The sequence below is a fragment of the Curtobacterium sp. 9128 genome, assembly GCF_900086645.1.
GTDB lineage: Bacteria > Actinomycetota > Actinomycetes > Actinomycetales > Microbacteriaceae > Curtobacterium.
Map to the genome: position 1 here is coordinate 3,426,251 of NZ_LT576451.1, position 17,370 is coordinate 3,443,620.

At 69.7% G+C, this 17,370-nt stretch carries 14 protein-coding genes; 11 read left to right on the forward strand and 3 right to left on the reverse strand.

Features of this window, described 5'->3' with window-relative positions; all coding sequences use genetic code 11:
* Position 1: 1 nt before the first annotated feature.
* The 4 genes from QK288_RS16320 to QK288_RS16335 are packed head-to-tail and all read left to right on the forward strand — an operon-like array spanning position 2 to position 6,054.
* Entirely contained in the window at positions 2 to 1,477 is a 1,476-nt protein-coding gene (locus QK288_RS16320; protein WP_281265321.1) for an ABC transporter substrate-binding protein, read from the forward strand.
* On the forward strand, positions 1,474 to 2,445 hold the full coding sequence (locus QK288_RS16325) for a sugar ABC transporter permease (RefSeq protein WP_281265322.1): 972 nt from the start codon (positions 1,474 to 1,476) through the stop codon (positions 2,443 to 2,445). The genes QK288_RS16320 and QK288_RS16325 overlap by 4 nt, the downstream gene beginning before the upstream one ends.
* Complete coding sequence (locus QK288_RS16330) at positions 2,442 to 3,371, forward strand: carbohydrate ABC transporter permease (RefSeq protein ID WP_281265323.1); 930 nt, start codon at positions 2,442 to 2,444, stop codon at positions 3,369 to 3,371. Before QK288_RS16325 ends, QK288_RS16330 begins: the two co-directional genes overlap by 4 nt.
* Positions 3,372 to 3,387: 16 nt before the next feature.
* Positions 3,388 to 6,054, forward strand: coding sequence for an alpha-L-rhamnosidase (locus QK288_RS16335; RefSeq protein WP_281265324.1), 2,667 nt, complete (start codon positions 3,388 to 3,390; stop codon positions 6,052 to 6,054).
* 142 nt (positions 6,055 to 6,196) lie between these two features.
* Here QK288_RS16335 and QK288_RS16340 read toward each other — a convergent pair whose 3' ends face one another.
* The gene (locus tag QK288_RS16340; protein ID WP_281265325.1) at positions 6,197 to 6,628 is read right to left on the reverse strand and encodes a hypothetical protein; all 432 of its coding nucleotides are present in this window, start codon (positions 6,626 to 6,628) and stop codon (positions 6,197 to 6,199) included.
* A 117-nt stretch (positions 6,629 to 6,745) separates the two neighbouring features.
* On the opposite strand from QK288_RS16340, the gene QK288_RS16345 reads away from it, so the two are divergent.
* Positions 6,746 to 7,234: a hypothetical protein gene (locus QK288_RS16345; protein WP_281265326.1), complete on the forward strand. Its 489-nt coding sequence runs from the start codon at positions 6,746 to 6,748 to the stop codon at positions 7,232 to 7,234.
* 6 nt (positions 7,235 to 7,240) lie between these two features.
* On the opposite strand, the gene QK288_RS16350 is transcribed toward QK288_RS16345, so the two are convergent.
* Both QK288_RS16350 and QK288_RS16355 read right to left on the reverse strand, forming a co-directional pair.
* Positions 7,241 to 7,654, reverse strand: coding sequence for an L-rhamnose mutarotase (locus QK288_RS16350; protein ID WP_281265327.1), 414 nt, complete (start codon positions 7,652 to 7,654; stop codon positions 7,241 to 7,243).
* Complete coding sequence (locus QK288_RS16355; RefSeq protein ID WP_281265328.1) at positions 7,651 to 9,024, reverse strand: MFS transporter; 1,374 nt, start codon at positions 9,022 to 9,024, stop codon at positions 7,651 to 7,653. Before QK288_RS16355 ends, QK288_RS16350 begins: the two co-directional genes overlap by 4 nt.
* Positions 9,025 to 9,338: 314 nt before the next feature.
* On the opposite strand from QK288_RS16355, the gene QK288_RS16360 reads away from it, so the two are divergent.
* From QK288_RS16360 to QK288_RS16385, 6 genes are all read left to right on the forward strand, one after another.
* The gene (locus QK288_RS16360) at positions 9,339 to 10,349 is read left to right on the forward strand and encodes a LacI family DNA-binding transcriptional regulator (RefSeq protein WP_281265329.1); all 1,011 of its coding nucleotides are present in this window, start codon (positions 9,339 to 9,341) and stop codon (positions 10,347 to 10,349) included.
* A 25-nt stretch (positions 10,350 to 10,374) separates the two neighbouring features.
* A complete protein-coding gene (locus tag QK288_RS16365; protein WP_281265330.1) occupies positions 10,375 to 11,466 on the forward strand; it encodes a LacI family DNA-binding transcriptional regulator in 1,092 nt (363 codons plus the stop codon).
* Positions 11,467 to 11,810: 344 nt separating this feature from the next.
* Positions 11,811 to 13,136, forward strand: a complete 1,326-nt coding sequence (locus QK288_RS16370) for an extracellular solute-binding protein (RefSeq protein ID WP_281265331.1) — start codon at positions 11,811 to 11,813, stop codon at positions 13,134 to 13,136.
* Positions 13,137 to 13,215: 79 nt separating this feature from the next.
* Positions 13,216 to 14,070: a sugar ABC transporter permease gene (locus tag QK288_RS16375; protein ID WP_281267615.1), complete on the forward strand. Its 855-nt coding sequence runs from the start codon at positions 13,216 to 13,218 to the stop codon at positions 14,068 to 14,070.
* 5 nt (positions 14,071 to 14,075) lie between these two features.
* Positions 14,076 to 14,930, forward strand: coding sequence for a carbohydrate ABC transporter permease (locus QK288_RS16380; RefSeq protein ID WP_281267616.1), 855 nt, complete (start codon positions 14,076 to 14,078; stop codon positions 14,928 to 14,930).
* Between the two features lie 111 nt (positions 14,931 to 15,041).
* A complete protein-coding gene (locus tag QK288_RS16385) occupies positions 15,042 to 17,351 on the forward strand; it encodes an alpha-L-rhamnosidase (protein ID WP_281265332.1) in 2,310 nt (769 codons plus the stop codon).
* Positions 17,352 to 17,370 lie beyond the last annotated feature (19 nt).

Below are 17,370 nucleotides of genomic sequence, written 5' to 3' on the forward strand. Positions count from 1 at the left end.
GATGAAACGATTCAGTTCCCGGCGGTTCCCGATCCTCAACGACGACGACCGGAGGTACTCGATGACGAGCCGACCACCACACCCGCCCACCAGGCCCGCGGCACGCGACGTGTCGAGACGGGCGTTCCTCGCAGCCATCGCGGCCGGCACCGCGACGATCGGCCTCGCCGGCTGCACCGTGATCTCCGGCGGCGCCGTCGCGGACGACCAGCAGGGCCTCAGGCTCAGCAAGGACCCGGCACCGGGCCGCGCGCACGTCGTCGAGATGTACAACATCTGGGGCGGCACGCTCGGCAACGCCTGGGTCGAGCTCGCCGACCTCTACGAGCAGTCGCAGTCGCACACCGGCGTCCGGGTCACCTACGCGCCGCTGTCCGGCAACACGCAGATCCGTCTGCAGACCGCCATCGCCGCGGGCACCCCGCCGGACCTGGCGTTCTGCACCCCAGAGGAGTACCCGCAATTCGCGGGCTACGGCGTCGTCGAGCCACTCGGTGCCCGGATCGCGGCCGCCGGCCTCGGTGCGGCCAACTTCGCACCGGCGGTGTGGAAGCAGATGACGGCCACGGACGACATCTACGCGATGCCGGTGCTCGTCGACGTGAACTTCCCGATGTTCTGGAACAAGAAGGTCTTCGCGTCAGCCGGCCTCGACCCCGAGACCCCGCCGAAGACCATCGACGAGCTCGAGGCGTTCTCGGACAAGATCCTGCAGAAGCGCGGCAACCAGGTCACCCGGATCGGGACCGTGCCGTGGGACTACTACGGCTTCAGCAACTCGATGTTCACGTTCGGCTTCGCCTTCGGCGGGAAGTTCATGAGCGACGACAACATGGAGGCCACCCCCGACGACCCGAACATCGTCCAGGCGCTCCAGTGGATGGTCGACTACGCGAAGAAGGTCGGCGGCGCGAGCCACCTGTCCGTCACCAGCCCGTCGCAGACCCTGCCGACGATCGCGAGCGGCAACGTCGGCATGGCGCCGATGACGACGACGGACGCGCAGAACGTCTACCGGAGCGGGGACAAGGCGAAGGTCGAACTCGGCGCGACGCTCTTCCCCTACGCGGAGGGGCTCGGCTCTCCTGGGAGCGCGACCTGGCTCGGCGGCTACGACCTCTTCATCCCGAAGGACTCCAAGGAGCACGACTCCGCGTGGGACTTCCTGCAGTTCGCGACCGTCTCGGACGCCGGCACGCAGTCGAACTTCAAGTACGGCACCCTGCTCCCCGGCTGGTCCGACTCCCCCGTCCTGGCGGAGTTCCAGAAGGACCCGAACATCGCCGTCTACCGCGAGGGCCTCCTCACCGCGAAGAACATCCGCCCGACGATCCCCGTCGCGAGCACCTACGCGACCGCGCTCGACATCCAGGTGAGCTCGGCCATCTACGGCCAGATCACCCCGGAGCGCGCCCTGGCCAAGGTCAAGGCCTCGGTCAACGCCGCGTTCGACGAATTCCGGAAGGAGAACTCGTGAGCGTCACACGGAGCATCACGACACGGGGTCCGAAGCCCCGTGGAACATCATGGCTCACTCACTGGATCCCCCGGACGAAGCGGCAGCGCGCCACCTTCGGGTGGGGCCTGTTCTTCACCGCACCGGCGATCATCGGCCTCGTCGTCTTCACCGGCGGTCCGATCATCACGAGCGCCGTCAACAGCTTCACGAACGCGAACCTGCTCGGCGGCACGAAGCAGTGGATCGGGTGGCAGAACTACACGCAGCTCTTCGCCGACGACCAGTGGTGGCTGTCCCTCGGGAACACCCTGTTCCTCACGGTCATCTCGGTGCCCCTCGGCATCGCGGTCGCCCTCGGCCTCGCGCTGCTGCTCAACCTCCGGGTGAAGGGCCTCGGCATCTACCGGGTGATCTTCTTCATCCCGTCCATCGTCCCGATCGTCGCCAGCGCGGTCATCTGGGCGTACGTCCTCAACCCGCAGTACGGCGTGATCAACAACGTCCTGAGCATCTTCGGCATCCAGGGGCCCGGCTGGCTCTCCGACCCCGCGTGGTCGAAGCCGGCGCTCATCCTGTTCGGCCTGTGGGGCGTCGGGAACCTCATGGTGATCCTGCTCGCCGGGCTGCAGGGCGTCCCGCAGGACCTCCTCGAACAGGCGTCCCTCGACGGTGCCGGCGCCTGGCAGAAGTTCCGGAACGTGACCGTGCCGTTCATCAGCCCGCAGCTGCTCTTCGCGACGATCACCGGCCTGATCGCCGGGTTCCAGTACTTCACCCAGGCGTTCGTCATGACCGGCGGCTACGGCGACCCGGCGGGCTCCACGCTCGTGTCCGGCGTGTACCTGTACCAGTCGGCGTTCTACCACTACCAACTCGGCTACTCGAGCGCGGTCGGATGGGTGCTCTTCGTGATCATCGCCATCGTCTCGATCCTGGCGTACCGCATCATGGGCCGCCGCGTGTACTACGGAGGCGAAGCACGATGACCGCGATCGAGAACCCCACGGCGGCCGCTGCCGTCGCCGGCGAACCGCGCGGGTCGGTCAACCCGACCCGCCCCGTCCCGAAGCACCGCAAGCTCACGTGGCCCCGCATCGCCGAGGCCATCGCGAAGCACGCCGTCCTCATCGTCCTCAGCGTCGTGTTCCTGATGCCGCTGATCTGGATGGTCACCGGGTCGTTCAAGACCCAGGCGGACATCGGCGCGTTCCCGGTGAAGTGGTTCCCGGACACCATCACGACGGGCAACTACACGTACGGCCTGCAGGCGTTCCCGCTGCTGCAGTACTTCTGGAACACCCTCGTGATCTGCGTGCCGTCGATGATCGGCGCCGCGCTGTCGAGCGCGATGGTCGGCTACGGCGTCTCCCGCATCCGGTGGCCGTGGCGGAACGGGATCTTCACGATCCTCATCGCGACGATGATGGTGCCGTTCTACGTGACGATGGTCCCGCTGTTCGTGGCCTACCGCGACGTCGGCTGGACGGGCACGTACCTGCCGCTCATCGTCCCGACGTTCTTCGGCATCCCGTTCTTCATCTTCCTGATGCGGCAGTTCTTCCTCGGCATCCCGGACGCCCTCACCGATGCCGCAAGGATCGACGGCGCCGGGGAGCTCCGCATCTTCGTCCAGGTCATCCTGCCGCTCTGCAAGCCGGCACTCGCCGCGGTGATGCTCTTCCAGTTCCTCGCCTCGTGGAGCGACCTGCTCGGGCCGCTGCTGTACCTCACGAAGTCGAGCCAGTACACGCTGTCGCTCGGCCTGACGTTCTTCCAGGGAGCGCAGGGCGACACCGCCACCGGCCCGCTGATGGCCGTCTCGACCATCATCCTCATCCCCGTCGTGGTCCTGTTCTTCTTCGCTCAGAAGACGTTCATCCAGGGCATCACGATGTCCGGGATCAAGGACTGACCGAAAGGACCCCCGCATGACCGACACGACGACAGCACCAGCCCGCCGCGTGGCTGGTTCCGAGACTGACGGGAGGCTCGGCTCGGCTCCCACGGGACCGCTCGCCCCGACCGGGCTCCGCGTCGAACACCTCCGCGAACCCCTCGGGATCGGCACGGCCGAGCCGCGGCTCTCGTGGTACCTCCCCGAGGCCGGACCCGGTTGGGAACCGGGGCTCGCCGAGGTCGAACTCGTCGAACGCACGGCCGGCACCGACGCCGGCGCCGTCGCGGAGGTGGACGCCTCCGGGGTCCTCGTCCCGTGGCCGTTCGCCCCGCTCGCGTCCCGCGAACGCGCCGTGTGGCGGGTCCGCACCACGGCGGTGGACGGCTCCGTGACGGACTGGAGCGAGCCCCTGGAGGTCGAGGCGGGCCTCCTGTCCGACACCGACTGGACCGCCTCGTTCGTCGCCGCGCCGTGGCGGGAGAACACCCGCGTCGACCAGGCGCCGCCGATCCTGCGGCGCGAGGTGACGCTGCGCGGCGACGTCGTCCGCGCCCGGCTCGCGGTGGCGAGCCTCGGCCTCCACGAGGTCACCGTCGACGGCGTCCGCGTCGGCGACGCGGAGCTCGCACCTGGATGGACCTCCTTCGGACACCGGGTCCGCTACCTGGTGCACGACGCGACCGAGCACCTGGCCGGCGGTCCGCGGACGGTCGCACTCGGCGCTCGTCTCGCCGACGGCTGGTACCGCGGCCGGATCACCTGGGACGACCGTGTCCGCAACGTGTACGGCGACCGGTTGGCGCTCATCGCCCAGCTCGAGGTCGAGTACGCCGACGGCTCCACGGAGACCTTCGGCACCGATGACTCCTGGCGCGCCGCGCGCGGCGGGATCCTGCTCTCCGGACTCTACGACGGAGAGAAGTGGGACGGCAGGGTCGAACCCGACGGTTGGCAGACCGTCGGGTTCGACGACGCCGCATGGGACGCGGTCGAGGTGCTCGACGCTCCCGCCGCGGCACTCGTCCCCTTCGACGGCCCCGTGGTGCGCGTGGTCGAGGAGATCGAACCGGTGTGGTCGCGCCGCTGGGACGCCGGGGCGATCCAGCTCGACTTCGGGCAGAACCTCCCCGGTCGGTTGAAGATCCGCAACCACCCCGTCGGGCCGTTCGGCGTCACGCTGCGGCACGCCGAGGTGATGCAGGACGACGAACTCGCGACCCGCCCACTGCGCACCGCGAAGGCCACCGACGTGTTCTACTCGGGGCCGGGAGACGACGGCGAGGGGTCGTGGGAGCCGCGCTTCACGGTGCACGGGTTCCGCTACGCCGAGGTCGAGGGCTGGCCCGTGTCCTCCTTCGAGCCCGGGGACGTCGTCGCGCAGGTGGTGCACACCGACATGCGGCGCACCGGGTGGTTCCGCTGCTCGGACCCGCGGCTCGAGCAGCTGCACGAGAACGTCGTCTGGTCGATGCGCGGGAACTTCGTCGACGTCCCGACCGACTGCCCGCAGCGTGACGAGCGGCTCGGGTGGACCGGGGACCTGCAGGTGTTCACGCCGACGGCCGCGTTCCTCTACGACTGCGCCGGGGTGCTCCGGTCGTGGCTCAGGGACCTGGCGCTCGAGCAGCGCGAGGACGGCGGCGTGCCGTTCTTCGTGCCGACACTCCCCGACTCCGACCCGGCCGGGCACCACGCGGCGGTCTGGGGCGACGCGGCGACGCTCACCCCGTGGGGACTGTTCCAGGCGTTCGGCGACCGCGGGCTCCTCGAGGACCAGTGGGCATCGGCGAAGGCCTGGGTCGACGGCGTGCTCGCTTCCGGGGACGAGGACCTCGTCCGGGTCGAAGGCTTCGAGTTCGGCGACTGGCTCGACCCGCTCGCGCCGCCGGAGGACGCGGCAGCAGCCAAGGCCGACAAGTACTGCCTGGCGACGGCGTACTCGTACCGGTCGACGTCGGTGCTGGCGGCGTGGGCGGCCGAGCTCGGGAACACCTCCGATGCCGCGTCGTACGCGGAGACCGCGGCGCGGATCAAGGCGTCGTGGCAGGCGCGGTTCCTGACGCCCTCCGGCACCGTCATCGACGACTCGCAGGCGTCGTCGGCGATCGCGATCGTGTTCGGGCTCGTCGACGCGGACGGCCCGGTCGGGGCCCGGCTGTCGGAGCTCGTGCGGTCGAACGGGCACCGCATCGGCACCGGGTTCGCCGGGACGCCGGTGGTCTGCGACGCGCTGCTCCTCGCCGGGCACCTCGACGACGCGTACGCGATGCTCCTGAAGGACGAGTGCCCGTCGTGGCTCTACCCGCTCACGCAGGGTGCGACGACGATCTGGGAGCGCTGGGACTCGCTGCTGCCGGACGGACGCGTGAACTCGGGCGGGATGACGTCGTTCAACCACTATGCACTCGGGTCCGTCGCGGACTTCATGCACCGGGTCGTCGCCGGCATCGCCCCCGCTGCCCCCGGGTACGCGGCGATCCGCTTCGCGCCGAGGCCCGGCGGCGGTCTGACGAGCGCCGGGGCGACGCTCGACACCCCACGGGGCCAGGCCGCGATCGACTGGTCGGTGTCCGACGGCACGCTGTCGGTCACCGTCACGGTGCCGGTCGGTGCGACGGCCGTGCTCGACCTCCCCGGGGCGGAGCCCGTCGAGCTCTCGCACGGCACGTGGGAGTCGGCGGTGCCGTTCGACGCGTGACCCGGCGCGGCGGGCTGGTCCATCGGGCACGTCCCACGAGAGCGCCCGCGAGAGCGCCCGCGAAAGCGACAGTTCACCGCGAGATCCGCGCGGGAAACTGTCGCTTTCGCAGTGCGGTCCGCGTGATGAGCCGCGGACCGCCTCAGTCGGGCAGGACCGCGTCGGGGACGTCCCGCAGGAAGATCTCGATCGTCTTCGGGCCGACCCCGTGCAGTGCTCCGAGCCGGTCACGGAGTTCCGCGCGTGACCCTGCGGTCTTCACGAGGTGGGACACCGACCCCTCGTCGGCGTCGAGCGTGTGCATCGTCTCGTGCAGCGCGTCGGTCATCTGGTAGTCGAACCGTCCGTAGCCGCCCTCGTCGAGGACCTTGCGGAGCTGCTCCCGTCCGGCCCCGGCGAACCTCCCGGGGCTCGTGAACCCGTGGTCGATCAGCACGCGGTACGTCTCGGCCGCCTGCTCCTGCCGGATCGGCCTGCCGAACAGCATGCTCGCGAGGAACCACCGGTACAGCTGCTGGGGTTTGCCGTCCGACAGGTCGATGCCGAGGTCGGAGGCGTGCGTCACGTCGGCCATGCCGGGCACCGTACCCGCCCCGGCACCACACCCGGTCCAGGTGCGGGGGTTACCCCCACCCCGGATCCGGAGGACCGCCGGATCGTCCCGCCGACCGCGCGGAACGACGATGGATCCATGAACACGTCACGCTCCGAACGATCCGCCGTCACCTCCGCCTTCGCCGTCGTCGGCATGGGTCTCGTCGTCGCCACCCTGACCGGCTGCAGCATGATCGAGCAGTCGCTCCCGCAGCAGCACCGCCACTACGACACCTACCGTGATGCCCCGTCGTCGGCGAACTCGGAGGACATGGCCTGGTTCATGCCGAAGTGGGTGCCGGAGGACGCGAAGGACATCGACGTGCGCCTGGACACGAGCAACCCCGGGTACGTCATCGCCTTCGACTCCGCGACCGGAGTCGACACGGCGGCGTGTGAGCCCGTCGACGGCACCCACGGCGGCCCGGCGATGACGGCCGACTTCCTGCCGAAGTCGCTGCCCACGAGCGACCTGATCACGTGCGGCGACGGACGGATCACGGCCGAGATCGACGGCCGTTGGTACGGCTGGACGTCGAAGGAGCCGGTGTCGTCCGACGCGAACGACACCCTGCGCAGTTCCTGACCGGACCTACTCCCCCGCCGCGGCGAGCTGGTCCTCGAGGTTGAACACCTCCGGCAGGATCCGCGCCGTCTGGTCTGCCCGACCGGTGGTCCCGTCGAAGAGGTCCTGCATGTGGGCCTCCCACGCGGACGCGACCTCGCTGGCCGCGAGGGCCGCGTCCGCATCGGCGACCGAGTCGGTCTCGTAGTAGCCGATCAGCAGGCCGTCGTCGTCGAGGAACAGGGAGTAGTTCCGTCGACCGGCCCCCGCGATGGCCCGGAGCATCGCCGGCCAGACCGCGGCGTGCCGCTCGCGGTACGCGTCCATGTGCTCCGCAGCCACCTGCAGTCGGAAGCAGACGCGCGTGACGCGATCCGAGCCTCCAGTCCGGTGCGGCGGGACGGACGGGAGGTCCGGTGCCGGTCCGGTGGGCCCGCTCACCTGGGTGTCCGCTCGCCTCGCGAGCGGCGCGCCGGTTCGCGCGCCGCTCGCGCTCGTTCCTCGTGCTCGTCGACCGTTCGGACGGTGCCGGTGACGCTCGTCACCGTGCCGTACCGCTCGGCCTCGATCTCCTCGAGGGACTTCCCACGGGTCTCCGGCGCCCAGATCGTGCCGACCAGGAACGAGACGGCGAGGAGCCCGATGATGAGCCCGCCGAGGGGGCGGAGGCCGATGTCGGTGAGGAGCACGGGGAACCACATGCTGAGGAGTCCGACCGTGACGCGGGCGGCGAGGAACAGCACGCCCTGCGCGCTGGCACGGTACCTGGTCGCGAAGAGCTCGCTCGTCCAGAGGCCGTAGAACGCCTGCGCGCCGATGCCGGACGAGATGCCCCAGCCGATCGCGAAGAACAGCAGTGTGCCGGTGTTCGCCGGGCCGTAGATGAGCACGGCCCAGACGACGATCGCCAGCGCGGCACCGATCGCGAAGAGCAGACGCCTGCTGATCCGGTCCCCGTACCGCATGAACACGAAGTACGTCGTGAGCACGGTGCAGAACCAGACGAGGACCTGCAGGGCGTCCTGCTCGATGACGCTCGTCACCCCGGTCGCGGCGTAGATGCGCGGTTGGAAGATGCCGGCCTGTCCGGCGACGGTGTTCCACATCGCGTAGACGCCGAACAGGAACAGCATCGCGACGAGGTTGATCTTCTTCGAGAACAGCTGGCCGACGCCGTGGAAGAAGCTGACCGTGCCGGTTGCCGCGCGCTCGTCCTTCCAGATGTTCGACTCCGGCAGCCCACGGCGGAGCCACCACACCACCGCGGCGACGACGAACAGGTGCGCGAAGATGAGCCGGCTGCCGAGGAGTCCGAGCGGGGCAGCGGCGATCGCCAGCGCGAAGCCGACCATCGGGCCGATCGACCACGCGAGCTGCGCGGTGCCGACGTGTGCGGCACGCTTGCCAGCCGGTGCCTGTTCGGCGATGTAGGTCCAGCTGGCGGGGACACCGGCACCGACCGCGATGCCGCACAGGATGAAGCCCGTGAGGAGCATGCCGTAGTTGCCGGCGAACACCGCGAGGACGACCCCGAGCATGTACAGCAGCAGGTCGTACGTGTAGATGAACTTCCGGCCGTAGCGGTCGCACAAGGGGCCACCGATCGCGGCGCCGACGGCAGCGCCGAACGCGTTCGAGGAGAGGCTCGCGAGCAGGCCGACGCCGAGGTCGCCGATGTGGAACTGGGCCTGCCAGAACGCCAGGCTCGTCGCGATCGCGATGATCGAGCCCGACTCGATGTAGTTCGACATGGCCACCGAGATGGTGGCCTTCCAGCCGGTCGTGTTGCTGGCTCCGATACGGACCGCCATTGGTCCTCCGTTCGTGCGTGTTCGTCGATGAATCGTTTCAACGGTGCAGCGAAGAAGATACGCCCGGTGGTCGGGGTCCTGCAAGTGGGGCGATTCGCGCGTCGGGGGCCGCTTCGCGTTGGGTGTCGTAGCGCGCGTTGGGTGTCGTTTCGCGCGTAGGAGGTCGAATCGCGCGTAGGAGGCCGTTCGTTCCGGCCTCCTACGCGCGAACCCGCTTCCCATCGCGGGCGTTTTGGGTACTTTCACGCGGCGCGCGACCGCGACACCACGCCCCACACGACCGCGAACGACGATCGGGATGCCAGGATGACCGCATGACGGTGAGCGTTCGGGAGGTCGCGGCTCTCGCGGGCGTGTCCCTCGGCACGGTCTCGAACGTGTTGAACCGACCCGAGAAGGTGGCCCCCTCGACGGTCGAGCGCGTGCAGAGCGCCATCGCCGAGCTCGGGTTCGTGCGGAACGACTCGGCACGCCAGCTCCGTGCCGGTCGCAGCTCCACCGTCGGGCTCGTCGTGCTGGACGGCGGCAACCCGTTCTTCACCGACGTCGCCCGAGGTGCGGAGGACGCCGCGATGTCGAAGGGTCTCGCGGTCCTCATCGGCAACTCGGACGAGTCGACCGAGCGCGAGCGCACCTACATCGACCTGTTCGAGGAGCGCCGCGTCGCCGGCCTGCTCATCTCCCCCGCCGGCGACGACCTCGAGCGGCTGGTCAGACTGCGCGACCAGGGCACCGCCGTCGTGCTCGTGGACCGTCGCGCGGACGACGAGCACTTCGCATCCGTGTCCGTCGACGACGTGGCAGGCGGCCGGATCGCCGTCGAACACCTCGTGGACATCGGCCGACGGCGCATCGCCTTCGTCGGCGGCCCGTTCGGCATCCGGCAGGTCGCCGATCGACACGCGGGAGCACTCGGTGCCGCCACGGCCGCCGGCGCCTCGCTCGAGGTCCTGCAGACGTCGTCACTGTCCGTGCTCGAGGGCCGGCGCATCGGCGAGGAGATCCAGCGTCGCCCGGCGTCCGAGCGGCCGGACGCGGTGTTCGCGGCGAACGACCTCATCGCTGTCGGGCTCGAGCAGGCGTTCATCATGCGCGGCTCGGTGTCCGTCCCCGACGAGATCGCGATCGTGGGCTACGACGACATCGCGTTCGCCGAGGCCGCCGTCGTGCCGCTCACGAGTGTCCGGCAGCCGGCGCAGGACCTCGGGCGGCAGGCGATCGAGCTCCTGGTGCACCAGGTCGAGCACGGCCAGGACGTCGAGCTCGAACGGGTCGAGTTCACCCCGGAGCTGGTCGTCCGCCAGTCCACCGTCCGCGATCGGTGACGCATCGCCGGTCTACGATCGAGGGATGGTGCAGCCCCCTCGACGCGACGGGCCGCCGAGCGTGCACCACGTCGCCGCGCGGGCGGGTGTGTCACTCGCGACCGTGTCGAACGTCCTGAACCACCCGGAGCGCGTCCGAGCGGCAACAGCGGCCCGAGTCCACGCCGCCATCGCGGACCTCGGGTACACGCCGAACCGGAACGCCCGTGCACTCGCGTCCGGCAGGAGCCGGTCGATCGGGCTCGTCGTGTCGTCGCTGCAGAACTCCCTGTTCAGCGACATGCTCAACGGCGCCCAGCTCGCCGCCCGGGAACGGGAATTCGCCCTGCTCATCGCCAGCAGCGAGAACGACCCGCGCGCGCAGGCCGACCACTTGGCCTTCCTCGAGAGCACCCGGGTGTCCGGCATCCTCCTCGCGACGATGGAGGAGTCCCGTGACCAGGTCGAGCTCACCCGCCGGCACGGTCACCCGGTCGTCTACGTGAACTACGAGCCGACCGAGGTCGACGCCTGCTCGGTCGTGGTGGACAACGAGCGGGCCGGCTACATCGCGACGACGCACCTCATCGAACGGGGGTGCCGACGCATCGGTTTCGTGAGTGCACGACAGGAACTCCAGCCCGTGCACCGCCGTCGTGCCGGCGTGCTCCGCGCGATCGCCGAACACCCAGGGGTGCACCTCGTCGACGTGGACGCCGGCGACATCGACCCGCCAGGGGGCACCGACGCCGGGGTCCGCATCGCCGGCATGCCCGTGTCCGAGCGACCAGACGGGGTCCTCGGCGTGACGGACCTGCTCGCGATGGCCGTCGTCACCGAGCTGCGCGCCGCCGGGATCCGCGTGCCGGAGGACATCCCCGTCTCGGGCTGCGACCACAACTCGGTCGCGTGGGGCGGTGCCGTCCCCCTGACTTCGGTGACCATGCACGGCGCGGAGATGGGTGCGCGGGCGGTCGACCTGCTGCTCGCGGAGCTGCTGGACCCGCCGGACGAGCACGTGCACCGGACGGTCGTGCTCGACACCGAGCTCGTGCCGCGTGAGAGCACGCTCGGCCGCGAGGGTGCGGCCGCCGCGCGACGTGGCACCCCCGAGGACCCCCGCCGCACCGAGGCCTGACCCGGCGGTCGCAACCCGCCGAAGCACCCCCAGAAGCCCGAGACACCGCCGGAATCCGGGGCGCTTCGACGACATCGTGGTGCCTCGACGAGTCGCCGGCGCGTCGCACGCGCGACGCAGGCGCGGCACGGGCGCGGCACGGGCGCACCGCCGAACCGCACCCGACGGAACTTGGAGCGCGCCAGCACGTAACGAATCAGAATCGGTGATTGACACGCTTCAATCCGCATGGTTCCATTCCGATTGAAACGTTCTAAACAGCACGACCGGCCACCACGACGACGCGGTGTCCGGGTCCGTTTCACCCGGGTCTCCCCCAACCCGGGCCTTACGAGGAGGTAAGGATGTCAGCACGTTCCCTGACCACCCGGCTGCTCGCCATCGGCGGTGCCACGGTCCTCATCGGCGGCCTCGCCGCCTGTTCGTCCGGCGGCTCCGCCGACACGGGCAGCAGCGGCAGCAAGGTCCAGATCAGCTACCTGGTCGACAACTCCACGGCGACCGCCGTCACGACGAAGGCACTCGTCGCGGCGTTCGAGAAGGCCAACCCCGACATCACGGTGAAGGTCGACACGAAGCCGCAGGGCACCGACGGCGACAACCTGGTCAAGACGCGGTTGTCCACCGGTGAGATGGACGACGTCTTCAACTACAACTCCGGGTCGCTCATGCAGGCGCTCAACCCGGACAACACGCTCGTCGACCTGTCCGACCAGAGCTGGGCGAAGGACGTCGACAAGCAGTTCACGAAGGTCGTCAGCACCGACAAGGGCATGTACGGCGCACCCTTCGGCACGAGCTTCGGCGGCGGCGTCATGTACAACAAGAAGGTCTACGCCGACCTCGGCCTGAAGGTCCCCACCACCTGGGACGAGTTCATCAGCAACAGCGAGAAGATCAAGGACGCCGGCAAGGTCGCGCCGATCATCCAGACCTACGGCGACACCTGGACCAGCCAGCTCTTCGTGCTCGGCGACTTCGCCAACATCACGGCGCAGCAGGCCGACTGGGCGACGAAGTACACCGCGCACAAGGAGTCCTACGCGAAGGACCCGGCGTTCGCCGGCTTCGAGCACCTCGCCGAGGTGAAGGACAAGGGCCTCCTGAACGAGGACTTCGCATCGGCGACGCAGGCGAACGGCCTGAAGATGCTCGCCGACGGCACCGGAGCCCAGTACCCGATGCTCACGAACGCGATCTCGACCCTGCAGCAGGACAGCCCGGACGCGGTGAACGACATCGGTGCATTCGCCCTGCCGGCACAGAACGCGGACGACACGAACCTGACGATCTGGGAGCCGAACGGCCTCTACATCCCGAAGACGACCACGGGCGACAAGCTCGCGGCGGCGAAGAAGTTCATCGCGTTCGCCAACTCGTCCGACGGCTGCAAGGTGCAGAACGACACCGGGACACCCGGCGGCCCGTACGTCATCTCGACGTGCAAGCTCCCGGACTCCGTGCCGACGATGCTCGGCGACCTGCAGAAGTACATCGACGACGGCAAGGCGACGCCGGCGCTCGAGTTCCTCTCCCCCATCAAGGGCCCGAACCTCGAGAAGATCTGCGTGCAGGTCGGCTCCGGGATCTCCACCGCAGCGGTCGGCGCCAAGCAGTACGACCAGGACGTCGTGCAGCAGGCCCAGCAGCTCGGCCTGAAGGGCTGGTGAGTCGGTGACCGCGACGCTCACGACGGCGGTCGCCCCGCCGCAGACCACGAAGGCCGGACCGGGTCCTGCCCGCAAGCGGATGCGTTCGTTCTACCCCGCGTGGTTCTTCATCCCCGCGATCGCGCTCTACGTCGTGTTCTTCGCGGTCCCGACCTTCGCCGGGTTCTACTTCTCGCTCACCCGCTGGACGCTGTTCGACCAGACCTTCATCGGCTTCGACAACTTCGTCCGGTTCTTCCAGGACCCGCAGCTCGTCTCGGGCTTCATCCACACGTTCGAGTACGGGTTCGTGACGAGCGCGGCGAAGGTGGTCCTCGGACTCGCCCTCGCCCTGCTCCTCACGTCCCCCGTGCTCGGGCGCGGGTACCTCCGGGCGGTCGTGTTCTTCCCGGTGCTCGTGTCGACGATCGGCATCGGCATCACGTTCAAGGCGCTGATGGACCCCTTCCACGGGATCATCAACTCCGTGTTGGGAGGACTCGGCCTCCCGACACCGGGGTGGCTGACCGACCCGGCCCTCGCGCTCTGGAGCGTGGCGGCTGTGGACATCTGGAAGGGCGTCGGCATCGCGACGCTCATCTTCATCGCCGGCATCGTGGCGATCCCGCCGGAGTACTTCGAGGCCGCCCGCGTCGACGGCGCGAGCGCCTGGACGATCTTCCGGAACATCACGCTGCCGCTGTCCCGCCCCGCGATGGGCACGGTCATCATCCTGTCGCTCATCGGCGGTCTGCGGTCGTTCGACCTGATCTGGGCGATGACCGGCGGTGGGCCGGGGTTCACCAGCGACGTCATCGCGAGCGTGATCTACAAGCAGTACCAGGCGGGCTTCTACGGCCTGTCGACGGCCGGCAACGTCGTGCTGTTCGTCGTCGTCACGGCGATCATGGTCCCGGTCTCCTGGCTCATCAACCGGAAGGAGCCGGAACTGTGACCGCCATCAGCACGACCCCGCGCCGCCGCCGCCCGGGCACCACCCGCAAATGGATCATCGGCGTCGTCGCCATCGTGGTGTCGTTCGTGGTCTTCCTCGTGCCGTTCGTCTTCGTCCTGCTCCAGGCAGCGAAGTCGCCGGCCGAGGCGAACCAGCTCGGCTTCACCCTGCCGACCCAGTGGCAGCTGTGGCAGAACCTGCAGGCGGTGTTCCAGACCGGCGAGTCCGGCATCGTCCGGGCATTCGTCAACAGCGCCGTGCTGACGGTGGGCAGCGTGGTCATCATGGTCGTGTTCTCCGCCATGGTCGGCTACGTCCTGCAGCGTCGACCCGGCCGGTGGAACGGGGTCATCAACTTCTTCGTCCTCGCCGGCCTGATCGTCCCGCCGGCGATCGTCCCGACGATCTGGGTGCTGCAGGGCCTCAACCTGTTCAAGACCATGGGCGGGATGATCCTCATCGAGGCCACCTTCGGCCTGTCGTTCTGCATCCTGCTGTTCCGGGCGTTCGTCGCGACGATCCCCAAGGAGCTGGACGAAGCCGCCGTGCTCGACGGTGCCGGGCCGATCCGCCTGTTCTTCGGGGTCGTCCTGCCGCTGCTGAAGCCGGTCATCATCACCGTCGTGCTCGTCCAGTCGGTCGCCGTGTTCAACGACTTCGCGAACCCGCTGTACTTCCTCCCCGGGTCCGAGAACGCCACCGTGCAACAGACGCTGTACGCGTTCCAGAGCCAGTCGGTCAGCCAGCTGAACCTGCTGTTCACGGACGTCCTGCTCATCACGATCCCCCCGCTCATCCTCTACATCTTCTTCAACCGTCAGATCGTCGCCGGCATGACCAGCGGCGCCGTCAAGGGCTGACGCCCGACCCGGACTGGAGGCCCGACCCGCCACCGGCAGGTCGGCCTCCGCCCGGCAGTCCCACCGACCAACGACGCGGCCGTCGACGACGACGGCCGCCGGAAGGACACCATGACCACCTGGACCGCATCGTTCATCGCGAGCGACACCGACCTGGGCAGCGCGCCGATCCTGCGCCGGGAGTTCACCATCGACGGCGGCCACGGTGCCGTCCGCCGGGCCACCCTCGACGTCAGCGCCCTCGGGGTGGTCGAGGCGTGGCTCGGAGGCTCTCGTGTCTCGGACCACCTGCTCGAACCGGGGTGGACGAGCTACGAGTGGCGCATCCGCGTCGCGTCGCACGACGTCCTGTCGCACCTGAGCTCGACCGTTCCCGGGGATGCCGCCGTGCTCGCCCTGGTCATCGGCAACGGCTGGGCGGCCGGACGCCTGGCGTGGGGCGGAGGCGGCGGCTGGTACACGGACGAACGTGCCGGGTTCGCCGAGCTCCGCATCGAGTTCGAGGACGGCCACGTCCAGACCGTCGCCACCGACTCCGACTGGCAGGCGTTGTCCAGTGCGATCACCGCCGACCAGCTCTACGACGGTGAGGACATCGACGCCCGGCTCCGCGACGGGTCGTTCCTGCAGCCGGGCACGCCGACGATCCCGAGTACCGACGGACACCCCGGTCGGTCGGTCGGCGTCCACACCGTCGACCTCGGCGACCGCGAGCTCGTCGCCGACACCGTCCCGCCGGTCCGGCCCCTCGCCGAGATCGCCGCGGTCGACGTCTGGACGAGCCCGTCCGGCGCGACACTGGTCGACTTCGGCGTGAACCTGGTCGGCTGGCTCCGCGTCGTCGCCTCCGGCCCGGCCGGTACGGTCCTGACGATCCGGCACGCCGAGGTCCTCGAGCACGACGAGCTCGGCACCCGTCCACTCCGGACCGCGAAGGCGACGGACCACTTCACCTTGAGCGGCGACGGCGCGGACGCGTTCGAGCCGCGCTTCACCTTCCACGGCTTCCGGTACGCGGCCGTCGAGGGGTGGCCCGGCACGCTCGACGAACTCCGGGCGGCGCTCACCGCGGTGCAGGTCGGCAGCGACCTGACCCGTACGGGCACGTTCGAGTCGAGCCACGAGCTGCTCAACACCTTCCACGACAACGTGATCCGGGGCATGCAGGGCAACTTCCTCAGCGTCCCGACGGACTGCCCGCAGCGCGACGAGCGGCTCGGGTGGACGGGCGACATCGCGGCGTTCGCCCCGACGGCCTCGTACCTGTTCGACACCAGGGCGTTCCTCGGCGACTGGCTCCGCGACGTGTGGCTCGAGCAGCAGCACGCCGACGGGGTGATCCCGTTCGTGGTGCCCGACGTGCTGAAGTACTCCCCCGCCGAGGACTTCGGGAAGCCCGACGCCACCGCGATCTGGTCGGACGCCGGGGTCTGGGTGCCGTGGACGCTGTACCAGGCCTACGGCGACAGCGCGGTGCTCGAGGAACAACTGCCGTCGATGGTCGCGCACCTCCGTCGGATCCGCGACCACCTGTCGCCCCAGGGCCTCTGGGACACGGTGTTCCAGTTCGGCGACTGGCTCGACCCCGATGCCCCGCCGGAGGACGCCGCGAAGGCGAAGGCCGACCCGGGCGTCGTCGCCACGGCGTGCGCGTACCGGTCGGCGACGCTCGTCGCCGAGGCGGCGCACTTGACCGGCCATGCGGCGGAGGCGAGCGAGGCCGAGGAACTGGCCACGAGCCTCCAGGCCGCGTTCCGGGAGCACTACGTGACGGACGGACGGATCCTCAGCGACTGCACCACCGTCTACGCGCTCGCCATCGTGTTCGGGATCCTGTCCGACGAGGACAGCGCGAAGGCCGGCGACCGGCTCGCCGAGCTGGCCGCGGAGTCCGGGTACCGGATCTCGACGGGCTTCGCCGGCACGCCCTTCATCACGGACGCGCTGACGCAGACGGGCCACCTCGACGACGCGTACCGGCTGCTGCTGCAGACGGAGTGCCCGTCGTGGCTGTACCCGGTGACGATGGGGGCGACGACGGTCTGGGAGCGCTGGGACTCGATGCTGCCGGACGGCACCATCAACCCGGGCGAGATGACCTCGTTCAACCACTACGCGCTCGGTGCCGTGGCGGACTGGATGCACCGGGTCGTGGGTGGCCTCGCGCCGCTGACGCCCGGGTACGAGTCCGTGCTCATCGCGCCGCAGCCCGGCGGGGGCCTGACGTGGGCGTCCACCTCGCTCGACACCGTGCACGGGCACGTCGCCGTGCGGTGGGAGCTCGTCGACGGGGAGCTGCTCGTGCGGGCGACCGTGCCGGACGGGGTCACTGCGGTGGTGCGCCTCCCCGGGCTCGAGGAGCAGCGCGTCGGCGCCGGAACGCACGAGCTGCGCGCGCCGGCCGCGGTCCCGACGGCCTAGCCGGGCCGCGGGCTGTCGC